Annotated in this window: 8 protein-coding genes; 6 read left to right on the forward strand and 2 right to left on the reverse strand. The window is 61.0% G+C overall.

Features of this window, described 5'->3' with window-relative positions; translation table 11 throughout:
• The first annotated feature begins 430 nt into the window (after positions 1-430).
• The 4 genes from FAZ95_RS28555 (at position 431) to FAZ95_RS28570 (ending at position 6,714) form a co-directional block, all read left to right on the forward strand.
• Positions 431-1,756 (forward strand): epoxide hydrolase family protein, encoded by a 1,326-nt coding sequence (locus FAZ95_RS28555; protein WP_137335820.1) that lies wholly within the window; start codon positions 431-433, stop codon positions 1,754-1,756.
• A 179-nt stretch (positions 1,757-1,935) separates the two neighbouring features.
• The gene (locus tag FAZ95_RS28560; RefSeq protein ID WP_137335821.1) at positions 1,936-3,264 is read left to right on the forward strand and encodes an ABC transporter substrate-binding protein; all 1,329 of its coding nucleotides are present in this window, start codon (positions 1,936-1,938) and stop codon (positions 3,262-3,264) included.
• The gene (locus FAZ95_RS28565) at positions 3,261-6,206 is read left to right on the forward strand and encodes a bifunctional diguanylate cyclase/phosphodiesterase (protein ID WP_137335822.1); all 2,946 of its coding nucleotides are present in this window, start codon (positions 3,261-3,263) and stop codon (positions 6,204-6,206) included. The genes FAZ95_RS28560 and FAZ95_RS28565 overlap by 4 nt, the downstream gene beginning before the upstream one ends.
• Before the next feature lie 34 nt (positions 6,207-6,240).
• Positions 6,241-6,714, forward strand: a complete 474-nt coding sequence (locus FAZ95_RS28570; RefSeq protein ID WP_137335823.1) for a nuclear transport factor 2 family protein — start codon at positions 6,241-6,243, stop codon at positions 6,712-6,714.
• A 235-nt stretch (positions 6,715-6,949) separates the two neighbouring features.
• Here FAZ95_RS28570 and FAZ95_RS28575 read toward each other — a convergent pair whose 3' ends face one another.
• Positions 6,950-8,242 carry an MFS transporter gene (locus FAZ95_RS28575; protein ID WP_137335824.1) on the reverse strand — a complete coding sequence of 431 codons (1,293 nt, stop codon included), beginning with the start codon at positions 8,240-8,242 and terminating at the stop codon, positions 6,950-6,952.
• 133 nt (positions 8,243-8,375) lie between these two features.
• A complete protein-coding gene (locus tag FAZ95_RS28580; RefSeq protein ID WP_254700325.1) occupies positions 8,376-9,383 on the reverse strand; it encodes a GntR family transcriptional regulator in 1,008 nt (335 codons plus the stop codon).
• A 144-nt stretch (positions 9,384-9,527) separates the two neighbouring features.
• On the opposite strand from FAZ95_RS28580, the gene acnA reads away from it, so the two are divergent.
• Entirely contained in the window at positions 9,528-12,128 is a 2,601-nt protein-coding gene (gene acnA / locus FAZ95_RS28585; protein ID WP_137335825.1) for an aconitate hydratase AcnA, read from the forward strand.
• Positions 12,129-12,141: 13 nt separating this feature from the next.
• Positions 12,142-13,218: a lactonase family protein gene (locus tag FAZ95_RS28590; RefSeq protein WP_137335826.1), complete on the forward strand. Its 1,077-nt coding sequence runs from the start codon at positions 12,142-12,144 to the stop codon at positions 13,216-13,218.
• Positions 13,219-13,221: the final 3 nt, after the last annotated feature.

Raw genomic sequence — 13,221 nt, forward strand, 5'->3', positions numbered from 1 at the left:
TTACTTCGCCGATTGCAATATTGATAGTTACGTTTCAATCAGAAGGCTATTGGACTTTGGTCTTATCCTGATCCTTCATCCTTTTCGCGAGGTTCACGCGACCGCCACACGGGCTCGAGAAGCAAGTGGGCCGCCAAGATCGCGCGTTCACTACATCAGACTTAACGGCCGATATCGGAATTGTTCCCGGCAAACACAACTGTTCTTCTGTCGCGGGCATTTATTTAGACGGATCGCTTACACACAATCACATCAACTGCCGCGGACTACGGTTTTCGGCCGGTCAAGGCGGTATCGATGTGAGGCTCACCCACTGTCTGCCTGCATAGGCGGGTTCATTGGGCAATTGCGAGGGGGTTTGCCCGGGTTATCGCGTTGTTGTGGCGTTCATCGCTCCCGCCACTCGAACTTATTGCCAATAGGAGCTTGTGTGCAAAACGATATCCTTCCCCAAACTTCGTCGCGGCGCCGTTTTCTTGGCGTAGCCGCGGCGACCGCCGTTGCGGGCGCGTTGAGTCAGCTCGCTTTCGCGGAAACGAATCGAGCCATCACGGAAGTCGCATCGTCGGCCGATGGCGACAAGACCGCTATTCGTCCCCTTCGCGTGCATGCGCCGCAATCGCAACTCGACGAGTTGAAACGGCGTATCAAAGCGACGCGGTGGCCCGAGCGGGAAACGGTCGCCGACGCGTCGCAAGGCGTGCAACTCTCGACGATGCAGAACCTCGCGCGTTATTGGGCGACCGATTACGACTGGCGCAGAGTCGAAGCGAGGTTGAACGCGCTGCCGCAGTTCGTCACCGAGATCGACGGGCTCGACATTCATTTCATCCACGTTCGTTCGAAACATCCGGATGCGTTGCCGGTCATCGTCACGCACGGGTGGCCCGGCTCGATCGTCGAGCAGTTGAAGATTGTCGATCCGTTGACCAATCCGACGGCCCATGGCGGGACGGCATCGGACGCCTTCGACGTCGTGATTCCGTCGCTCCCCGGCTACGGGTTCTCAGGCAAGCCGGCAACGACCGGCTGGGACCCGGTTCGCATCGCGCGCGCCTGGGTCGTACTGATGAAGCGTCTCGGATACACGCGATATGTGGCGCAAGGCGGCGATTGGGGGAATGCCGTTACGGAGCAAATGGCTTTGCTGGCGCCGCCGGAACTGCTCGGCATTCACACCAACATGCCGGCTACCGTACCGGAGAACATCGCCGAGGCGCTCAAGTTGGGCGAGCCGGCGCCGGCCGGCCTTTCAGCCGACGAGAAACACGCGTTTGATCAGCTCGACTACTTCTACAAGCACGGCCTTGGCTACGCGTTGGAGATGGCGAATCGCCCGCAGACGCTGTATGGGATCGAAGATTCGCCTGTCGGCCTGGCGGCTTGGATGCTCGACCACGATGCCAGCAGCCAGGCACTGATCGCACGCGTGTTCGAAGGGCAGTCCGAGGGGCTGAGCCGAGACGACATTCTCGACAACGTGACGCTCTACTGGCTCACGAACACGGGAATCTCCTCGGCTCGCCTGTATTGGGAAAACAAGCTCAACTTCTTTGCCCCGAAGCACGTCGCCCTCCCGGTCGCCGTCAGCGTTTTTCCGGATGAGATCTACGCCGCCCCGCAAAGCTGGGCAGAGAAAGCGTATCCCAATCTCATTCACTATCGCCGTCTCCCCAAAGGCGGACACTTTGCGGCTTGGGAGCAGCCGCAAGCGTTCTCGGAAGAACTTCGCGTGAGCTTCCGTTCGCTGCGTTGAACGGTTGAACGGTTGAATGGTTGAACATCAAGACGCGGGCGGCGCCGCCGAGGGGCGCCCGCAGCCAGTTCGCCGTCATGGGGAGCGATCACGCGCGCCTCGCGGCAATTAAAGGTTTCATGTGCGCATGCCGATATGCAGATTTGGGTCTGTTGCGTTCACTCGCCTAAATTGTCGTCATGGCCAACTCTCCGCATTCTGGCTCTCACACGGGGTTCCCGGTCCGGTCGGCGCTTCGCTGGCTGCTATCCGGCCTGATCGGTTTTCTACTGCTCTGCGGTTGCCACCAGCAAGACGCCGCGAACGACAGTGCGGTCCCGCCGCACATAACCAGCATTACGGCATTGATATGGGCGCCGGACTGGCCCGAGCAGATGCTTCAGATCGCCGCCGAGTTCAGCAAGCTCAATCCCGATGTGCACGTGGACGTTCAGTTCATGATCGGCAATACGGTCGAAGAGAACATCAAGCCCCGCGTCGCCGCCGGCACCTTGCCCGATCTCGTGAGCGTTAACCCCAACGCCTATTCGGCCGGGCTGGCCGATCAAGGCGTCCTCGCCGACGTCAGCCAGACCACGGCTTGGAAGACCATGCTCGCTCCGCTCAAGCGGGACTGGACTAGCCGCCGCGGCAAAGGGTTCGGCGTCTCGGGCGGTGTCGCGACGACGATGATCTACTACAACCGGGACATCTTCGCGAAAGCGGGAATCGAGAAGCCGCCGGCGAATTTCGACGAGTTTCTGCGCGCTTGCGCCCAGCTCAAACGCGCGGGATTCACGCCCATCATGTTGAACGGCGGTTTCCCGAACATGCTCGGAAACGGGCCGTTCGCCTCGGGCTTCGCCAACGATGTCGTCGCGCACGAGCCAGCCTGGAAAAGCAAAATGGCCGAGGGCACGCTCGATCTCGATACGCCCGCGGTCGCCGATATCTTCGCCAAGATCGCGCTGCTGCCTGAACGCGGCTACGTCCAGGCGTCGTACATGACGACCGGCTACGACGACGGCATGCGTCTGTTCAAGGACGGCAAGGTGGCGATGGCTTTTCAAGGCAGTTGGGCGGCCGGCCTTCTGCTGCACGGCAATCGCTTTCCGGTCGGCGTGTTCATTCCGCCGTGGAATGCGCGCGGCGAGCCGGTGGTGCCCGTGCTCGGCAGCGAGACGGGCTTTGCGGTGTGCGAGACGACCAACAAGGCAGCTGCGATGCGCTTTCTGGAATTCATCGCCGGCAAAGGCTTTCCGATTCTGCAGCGCAAGCGCCATAACATCTCCCCGTTCCAGAACAACGCGGGAACGGCCGTCAGCGACCCGGAAATCGTCGACTACACGAATGCGGTCAGCCGCTATTCGATGACCGCCAGCCCGTACTATTCGACGCTGCCTTCGAACACGCTCGAGTCGCTGCATGGCTTGATGCAGGACGTGCTGCTCAAAAAGATGACGCCCAGCGAGGCCGCGAAGCGCCTCGATGAATCGGTCAAGAATGACGCGAAGATGCACTACAAATGACTTCAATTCCAGGGTTGCTGCGACGCGCTTTCGACACCTTCTCGCAGGACCTGCTTCGCCGTGTCGAGATTCGCTATCGGCTGATTGCCGCTTTCATTCTGCTGGCTCTGCTGCCGATCTTCATTTCGGGCTGCATCTCGTATGTGAAGTCGGTCGCGGCGATCAAGGAGAACGCGGAGATATTCTCGAAGGAGGTGGTGAAGCAGGTATCGAGAAACATCGAGCTGCGCATGCAGCAGATCGAGACGGAGAGCAACCTGCTGGTGCTCTCCAACCGGGTGCAAGGCGCGCTTGCCAGGGCCGCGAGCGGCAACGCCAAGGAGCAAAGCGAGGCGCGCCAGGACATGGCGCGGCTGCTCCTCGATCATTACGGATCGGTTGATTTCATCAACCAGAAATATCTGCTCGACAAGAACAACCGCATTCTGGACACACAGGCGTTCGCGCAATTGACCGAAGGCGTGACGAGCCTCGTCAGGCGGGCTGAGAACGAGCATGAACGCGCTTACTGGGGCAGTTACGACAACGGCGTCGGGCAGCAAAACCTCGGGATGGTGCGTGCCATTTTCGACAAGAGCAGCAACGAGCGGCTCGGCAATCTGGTGCTGATCGTTCGCCCCGAGTATTTCTCGACGATATTCAACGACGTCGCCACGGGCAGCGGCACGCAAATCTGCATTCTCGATGCGAGCGGCAACAAGGTGATCATCCGGGCCGACGACGCGTCGGCCAACACCGACGCGGTGCCCGAACCCGGCCTCATCAACAACATTGCGCACAACGCGGCGTCGGGCGAGGCGCGAAGCTTCGTCGCGTTCGCGGGAAAGCGTGGCGGACATTACCTGGCGGCGTACGCGAGAATCCCCGGCACGACCTGGTTCGTGGTCAGCACCATTGCGGAGAGAAAACTGACGGTCGAGGCGCAAGCGGTGCGAAACCAGATCGTGCTGGTCGGCATCTCGGGGTTCCTGCTGTCGATCTTCCTGGCCTACTTCATATCGCACAGCATTTCTGCGCCGCTCAGGGAACTGGTGCGCAAGGTGCACGATACCGGCGACGACGCCGGCGCCCAGCTGGACGAAGCGGGGCAAGCGGGAACCCCGGCCGGCGCGCAGGACGAATTGGGCAGGCTCGCGCAGCGCTTCGAAATCATGCGCCGGGCGATCAAGCAGAAGATTCAGAAAATCAACGAGATCAACGCTTCGCTCGAGCAGACCGTCATCGAGCGAACGGCGGAACTCGTCGCGCGCGAGCGGGAGTCGCGCACGCTGATCGAGAACTCGCCCGATACCATTGCCCGCTACGACCGCGAGTCGCGCCGCGTTTATGCCAATCCCGCGTTCTGTGCGTTGGCGGGGCGCAGTCTCGCCGAAGTGCTCGGCAAGCGGCCCTCGGAGCTCCCCGGCGGCCCTAACGCGCTCGTCTACGAAAAGACCATCAGAGAAGTCATTGCCAGCGGGAAAAGCGCGCAATTCGAACTGAGATGGGCCGGCAAGGACGGGCAGCAACAATGCACGCACATCCGCATCACGCCGGAGGCCGATTGTTCCGGCACGGTGAACTCGGTGTTGGCGGTCGGCCGCGATCTCTCCGACCGGATGGCGTTCGAGGCCACCATCTGGAAACAGGCCAATTTCGACGCGCTGACGGGCCTTCCGAATCGCCAGATGTTCCATGAACGTCTCGCTCACGAAGCCAGACAGGCGGGCTGCCTCGGACAGCGCATGGCCCTGATGCTGATCGACCTCGACCGCTTCAAGGAGGTTAACGACTCCCTCGGTCACGACATGGGGGATGTGCTGCTGATCGAGGCCGGCAAGCGCATCGGCTCGTGCGTGCGCCAATCGGATACGGTCGCCCGTCTTGGCGGCGATGAGTTCACCGTCATTTTTCCGAATCTGGACGACGCCGAAAGCATCGAACGGATCGCGAGGACCATCATCGGCAAATTGGCGGAGCCGTTCAACCTCGGTGCGGACGAGGCTTTTATATCGGCCAGCGTCGGCGTCACGGTCTACCCGGATGACGCCAGCGATCTCGACGTGCTGTTCAAGAACGTCGATCAAGCGATGTATGCGGCCAAGAACGCCGGGCGCAATCGCTTCAGCTACTTCACGCCCGATTTGCAGGTGGAGGCCGAAAGGCGCCTGCGGCTCACCAATGATTTACGCGTCGCTTTGCCCGGCGAGCAGTTTCAGCTCTGCTACCAACCCATCGTCGACCTCGCGACGGGCCAGGTTTGCAAAGCCGAGGCGCTGATCCGCTGGCTGCACCCCGAGCGCGGCACGATCAGCCCGCTCGATTTCGTTTCATTGGCCGAAGACACGGGTCTTATCGTGCCCATCGGCGATTGGGTGTTCAGGCAAGCCGTGCACCAGGCCCGGCAATGGCGCGATCAGTTTCATCCGTCGTTTCAGATCAGCGTCAACATGTCGCCGGTCCAGGTTCGTCAAGACAGTCTGCTGTGCGCGCGATGGTCCGACTACCTTGCTCGCGAAGGGATGCCGGGCCAAAGCATTGCCGTGGAAATCACGGAGGGGCTGCTGTTGCAGGCCGAATCGAAGATCGACGAGAAGCTGCTGACCTTCCGCCGTGCGGGCATCGGGATCTCGATAGACGACTTCGGGACCGGTTACTCGTCGCTTGCCTATCTCAAGCGCTTCGATATCGATTACCTTAAGATCGATCGTTCATTCGTCCATAACCTGAGCGTCGACGGAGACAACCAGGCGCTTTGCGAGGCGATGGTCGTGCTCGCGCACAAACTGGGACTCCAAGTCATTGCGGAAGGGGTGGAGACCACCGAGCAACGGGATTTTCTGAAGGCTGTCGGTTGCGATTTTGCGCAGGGCTTTCTTTATTCGACGCCGGTTCCGCCAGATGAGTTTGAACTGCTGGTGTGGCCGCTGCTCGCGGAGCGGGCCGCCGATGCTCAGGGGTGAGGGCGATTCATTTACAACGACAACAAGGCTGACGATGACGCATCCCAACACCGAGGTGATCCAACGCTTTTACGAGGCGTTTCAGCGGCGCGACGCTGAGGCGATGGTGGCCTGCTATGCCGACGACATTGTCTTCAGCGATCCGGCGTTCGGCGAATTGCGCGGGGAGGCTGCTCGCGATATGTGGCGCATGCTGGTGCAGCGCGCGCGGGATTTTTCGTTGACGTTTGGCGATGTCGAGGCGAATGGGCAGGCCGGGAGTGCGCAGTGGGTCGCGCGTTATACGTTTAGTCAGACCGGGCGCACGGTGGTCAATCGGATCGAGGCGCGTTTTGTGTTTCGTGATGGGCTCATTGTCGAGCATCGTGATAGTTTTGATTTGTGGCGTTGGGCGCGGCAAGCGCTTGGTCTGAAAGGGGTGGTGCTCGGCTGGACGCCTTTTGTGCAAGGCGCAATCCGTGCGCAGGCGAGGAAGGGTCTTGATGGGTATCGGGTTAAGCGGGGGTGAGATTGTTCGCTCGTGCGTTTCGTCCTAACCTTCTGCGCGATGCTGTTGACTTCGCACCGGTTTGCAGAGCCGAGATGGGGCGACCTCCGTTGCCCGCGTCCGGCTGGGTTCGGCCAGAAGCGGACGGCCGTCGGCAGATTCCGAACGGCCGCAACGTGCGCCCGAACAGACATTGGAGCAAAGAGCCTGCGACCGAGGACAAGCCCGTCGCCGCCGACACGGCAACATTCAAACGTTACACCGCGACCCGCGTAGTCGAAGCACTGCGATTGACCGACATTGGCGAGCGCGTCATGGTGAGCACGACCGTTGCGCCGACGAGCAGAAGGATGCCAGCGATGCCGAATGCCCAGTCATAGCTGCCCGTCGCGTTGATCACATATCCCGTTGCGATGGGAGCAAGCATGCCGAAGATGTTGCCGCCGACGACAACGAAGGCCATCGCCTTGGCCACATCGCGCGAGTTCGGAAGAAGATCGTTCAGCAAGGCGAAGTTTAATGACGTGGTGGACGCGATTCCGGTCAGCGTGATCGAAAAAACCAGCAGGAGCCCAATCAGATTCGACGTAAATGGCACGGCGAGGATAGCTGCGCCTGTAAGCATGGCGAGTGCGACAGCATTACGGCGGCGACCCGTGCCCACGCCGCTCTTCTTGAGGTATTGATCGCTCAGGCGGCCGACCAGAATGCAAAGCACGACGGCTGCGGCATACGGCACAGCGGAGAATAGTCCCGTGTGGGTGATGCTCAGGTGCCGACTGGTCTGCAGATAGCTCGGCAACCAGGTCAAAAACAGATACTGCGTGTAGACGTTACAGCCCTGGGTAATCGCGAGTCCCCAGAGGGTCGGTGTGCGCAGCAACGACAGCAGACCCGAGGACTCAGGCACAGCGTCAGCAGTCGAGGCGGGTTTCGAATCCCGCTCGCGCACAATCCTGTCGCGTTCGTCGTTTTTCAACCAGCGCACCCTCTCAGGCGCATCGAAGAACATCAGCCATGCGGCGAGCCAGACAAAGCCGGTTGCGCCTGCGACGACAAACGATATACGCCAACCGAACAGTGCTATGAGCGAGCCGAGCATGACGGAGCAGATAGCTGGTCCCGCATAGGAGCCACTGTTGAACATCGAGGTGACCATCCCCCGTTCGTTCGCGGGGATCCATTGGCGGATGACCTTCGCACCCACTGGATTGCTCGTCGATTCCCCTGCTCCCATCACCAGACGTGCCGCCATAAGGCCAAAGAAACTGGAAGCGACACCAGTCAATGCCGTTGCCGCGGACCAGACGAAGATGCCGACGCCGGCCATGCGTTTGGTGCCGAAACGGTCGATGAGAACGCCCATCGGTAGCAGAAAGAGCGCGTAACTCCAGATGAACGAAGAAAACAGGTACCCCATGCCGACCGCGGTCAGCTTGAATTCGCTCGCAATCGGCTTGGCTGCGATCGACAGGGCGATGCGGTCCATATAGTTGATCATCGAAAGTGAAAAGAGAAAGAGGGCGATCCAGCCTCGGCGAAACGACATTGTTGTCTCCGTAGATTCTTGAGAATCTTGTGCCTCTGATAGACGGCGGTAAAAGCGTTTTGTGAATATAAAACGCAATAAGGGTCAAAGAAAAGCGGCCGGACGGCCGCGCTATTGCAACTGCGGCGGCAAATCAGGCGTGCGGTGTGAAGATCTCCTGCGCATGCACCTTGGCGCGCCGCGCACCTTCAATGTGATCCCGCAACAGGGCGGCTGCGCGCAGCAGGTCGTGCTGCGCAATCGCGTCGAGAATGGCGAGGTGTTCCAATGCCTGCTCCTGACGAGGTTTGCGCGCTCTTGCCTGACGGTATTCGACGAGTCGCCGCAGGCGGTCCATGCGCCGCACCGACTGGGCGATGAAACGGTTGCCGGACCATTTGGCGATCGTTTCGTGAAACTCGCTGTTCGCCTCGAACAACTCGACCGAGTTCATCGACAGATAGCCGCTTTCAGCGATAAAGCGCTGCCGGCGCCGCAATTCCTCCAGCTCGACGCGATTCGCGCTGAAGGTCGGCGACATGACACCAGTCGGCTCGATGGCCGCCCGGAAAAGATAGCTTTCCTCGTAGGCGTCGACCGAATCGATGATCGGCATGAACTGCCAGCCGTGGCCCACCTGGCGCTCGAGCCAGCCCTCTTCCTGCATGCGGGAGAGCACGCGCCGCAGTTCGCTGCGCGAGACCTCGTATTGCCGCATCAGATCGGCTTCGGATAGGACATCGGGCAGCCGATGCGCGAGACGGTCCTCGGCGATCTTCAGGTACAGCGGATCGTCGGGTTCCTCAAAAAACGGCGCCGCTACATCCGTCACGTCGCGGGCAGGTTTGGCCATAAAGAAGCCGCGATTAGCGTCGTGGTAGACCACCCCCAGCGTCACGAGATGGTGCAGGGCCACGTTCACCGGTGTGCGCGACGTGCCGATTTTCTCCGCAAGAATCGATTCAGCGAGGCGGTCGCCGATGGCGAGATCTTCGCGCCTTGCCAGCGCAAGTATCTCCCGCGTCACGCGGGTTTGTAGCGGGGTCAGGGCCGCAGCCGTGGTGTCTTCGGAGGAGCGCATGTGGATCGCGGGCAAAGGACGGCCGTTCACGACCGCCCGGTGAGGCGATGCATCTGAAAGACCGATCTGCGATTTTGCCATTGCCTGCTTCTCCGGTGACCGCCGGTTTCGAGTCGCGCCAGGGTAACCACCGAGCACAACGGTGTTTGCATATTGCGTTTTATGATCATAGAATGCACAACATCGAAACGCAAGCAGCCCTGCATTGCCCTGGAGAAAACCCCGATGTCCCGCACCCTTCCCAATCAGACCGTGGGATTTGTCAGCGTCGCCGACGCGATGCCGTCTCTCGACGCGGCGCAGTTTGCCCGCATGCCGTATTGCGTGCGGGTGTTCGCGGAAAACGTCGTTCGCCGGCAGCCCGCGGCGGACGCCGCGCACTATTTGCAGGCGCTGGCGGCGCGTTGTCACGACGTCGACTTTCCGTACTATCCGGCGCGCGTCGTATTGCAGGATCTGCTCGGCACGCCTGCGCTGGTAGATCTTGCGGGTATGCGTGACGCCGTTGCGGAAGCGGGCCGCGACGCCACGACGATCAACCCCGTCGTGCCCACGCATCTTGTGGTCGACCACTCGCTGAATGTCGAAGTCGCCGGAAACGACCCAGAGGCGATGTCGAAGAACATGGCGATCGAGCAACGCAAGAACGCCGAACGCTTTGAATTCCTGGCGTGGTGCAAGCAGGCGTTTTCGAATCTCGACGTACTGATGCCCGGCAACGGCATCCTGCATCAGGTGAACATCGAACATCTGTCGCCCGTCATCCAGGTGAAAGACGGCGTGGCATACCCCGACACGCTCGTCGGCACGGATAGCCACACGACGATGATTAATGCGCTTGGCGTGCTGGGTTGGGGCGTGGGTGGCATCGAGGCGGAATCGGTGATGCTGGGGCGCGCCGTGTGGCTGCGCTTGCCGACGATCGTTGGCGTGGAGCTCAAAGGATTCCGCCAACCGGGTGTGACGGCAACCGACCTCGTGCTGGCGATCACCGAGTTTCTGCGCAGGCAGAAGGTGGTCGGCACCATCATCGAGTTCTACGGCGAGGGGGCGCGCGCGATGACGCTGAGCGACCGGGCGACGATTTCCAACATGGCGCCTGAATTCGGTGCCACCGCAGCGCTCTTTGCGATCGACGAAAAGACACTCGACTTTATGCGTGTGACGGGCCGGTCGGATGCGCAGATCGCGCTGACGGAAAGCTACGCGAAGGCGCAGGGTCTATGGGCGGACGATCTTGCCGAAGCCGAATATGACCGGACACTCTCGTTCGATCTATCGGGCGTGGGCCGCGCGCTCGCAGGGCCGTCCAACCCGCACGACCGTGTGCCGCTGTCAGCGCTCGTCGGCCGGCGTATCGCTCGACCGGTTACGCAAAGCGCCACGGAGAAGGAAGAGTCGTCCGAAGTCAGACTCGATGACGGCGCCATCGTCATCGCGGCGATTACGAGCTGCACAAACACTTCGAACCCGCGCAACATGATCGCAGCGGGCCTGGTCGCCCGTAAGGCGGTCGCACTCGGGCTGCAACGCAAACCGTGGGTGAAGACATCGCTCGCCCCCGGATCGAAACCGGTGGAAAGCTACCTGCGAGAGGCAGGGCTGATGGCGCCGCTCGAAGCGCTTGGTTTCGGCATCATCGGCTTCGGCTGCACGTCTTGCAACGGTATGTCGGGACCGCTGCCAAAGGAGATCGAAGCGGACATCGTGAACCGGGATGTTCATGCCGTCGCCGTCCTTTCAGGAAACCGCAATTTCAACGGCCGCATTCATCCGCGCGTGAAGGAAGCGTTTCTCGCGTCACCGCCGCTGGTGGTCACCTATGCGATTGCGGGCACGATCAATCTCGACATCGAGAACGGTGTGGTCGCCACGGACAAGGACGGCAACCCCGTGTACCTAAAGGACTTGTGGCCGACGGATGAAGATATCGACGCGCTACTCAAGGCGAGCGTCCATGGCGACCAGTATCTGCGCATTTACACGGAGATGTTCCGCAAAGCTGGACACCTGGAAGGTGCCGAGGCAGTGCCGGCACGCTTCCCGTGGCGCGAGGACAGCAACTACATTCGACGTCCGCCCTATTGGCAGGCGAGCCTCACGCAGCCTGCGCGATTCCAGCAGATGCGCGCCATCGGCGTGTTCGGCGACAACGTCACGACCGATGACCTGTCGCCGTCGGGCGCAATTCTTCCAGAAAGCGCGGCAGGCGAGTATCTGATCGCGAAGGGCGTGAATGCGGCAGAGTTCAACTCGTACGGCACGCGGCGAGGCGATCATAAGGTGGCCATTCGAGCGACATTCGCGAACAACCGTTTGCACAATGAAATGGCTGGCGGCAAGGAAGGCTCTCTCACCCGGATGGAGCCGGAGGGCACCACGATGCGCCTCTTCGATGCGGCCGAACGCTATATGGAGCGTGGGCAGGAACTCATCGTCGTGGCGGGGAAGAACTACGGGGCGGGTTCGTCGCGGGATTGGGCCGCGAAGGGGGTTCGTCTCATCGGAGTGCGCGCCGTTGTCTGCGAAAACTTCGAGCGCATTCACCGCTCGAACCTGGTCGGCATGGGTGTGCTACCGCTCGAATTCACTGAGGGCGTGACGCGACGCACGCTGGCGCTCGATGGATCGGAAACGTATTCGATCGAAGGTATCGATGGCGCGATCGAACCGGGCGGCCTTCTGACGCTGCGTATCGGCCGCCGCAACGGCGAAACGCTCAGCATACCGGTCAGGTGCAGGATCGACACGCTTGAAGAGGCGCAGATTTTCGAGGCCGGCGGTCTGCTGCCACGCATCGCGGGCGAGTATATCGCCGCGGCCTGAGGCAACGAAAACAATGAAACCGATCCATGCATACGTCGGCTGTCGCACGACGCGCGAAAGAGATGCGCGCGGCCGCGGCATCAGCGTCTATACAGTCGACCCGGTGAATCAGCGCTGGGAACTGACAGGTATCTGTCCGGCGCCCGAAAACCCATCTTATCTCGCATTGAACGCAAGACAGGATGTCCTCTATGCGGTTCATGGGGACGGCAGCGAGCTTAGCAGCTATCACGTCGATCATTCGAGCGGACGTTTGAGCCTTTTGAACCGGCAATCATGCGAAGGCAGAAATCCCGTACACCTTGCGTTCTCGCGCGACGGCTCCTCGCTCATCGTCGCCAATTACGCAACCGGGACGGTGGCGCGGATCCCAGTCGGTACGGAAGGCGATTTGGCACCGGTGTCCTCGCTCGTTTCGCTGTCGGGCGCGCCGGGCCCGCACCGGACCGAGCAAGCCGGGTCTCACCCGCATCAGGTTTCCCGCTACGCCACGACGCGATACAACACCGACTGGCACATCGTCCCGGACAAGGGACTCGACACGGTGTTTGCGATCCAGTGGCTCGAGACCGGCGAACCTCGCATTGTGGGACACCGATGCAGGTCCGGCGCCGGTCCCCGCCATGCAGCATTTCATCCGATGTTGCCGCTTGTCTACGTGGCAAACGAACTGGATTCGACCGTTACGGCATGGGGTTTTGATGTCTTTACCGGCGCGCTGGAACCGCTGCATACCGTTTCGGTGATCCCCTGCAACGCCCACGGCGACACGAGCGTCGCCGGCATTGCGATCGATTCCGCGGGACGTACGCTCTACGTTTCCAACCGCGGTCATGACTCGGTCGCCACGTTGCCGCTCGACGGCACAAGTGGCATGCCGGGTCAGCCGCGATGGACCGATACCCAGGGCAATTTTCCGCGGTTCATCAGTCTCGACCCTTCGGGTAGTTATCTGTACGTCGCCAACGAGCGATCCGACAGCATCATTCAGTACGCGCTCGACAGGACAAGCGGCATGCCCTCGCCAACGGGACACGCGGTGCACACCGGCAGTCCCGTATGCATCGTATTCAAAACCATTCAGGAGTGACAC

Origin of the sequence: Trinickia violacea, from assembly GCF_005280735.1 — a bacterium.
Taxonomy (GTDB): domain Bacteria; phylum Pseudomonadota; class Gammaproteobacteria; order Burkholderiales; family Burkholderiaceae; genus Trinickia_A; species Trinickia_A violacea.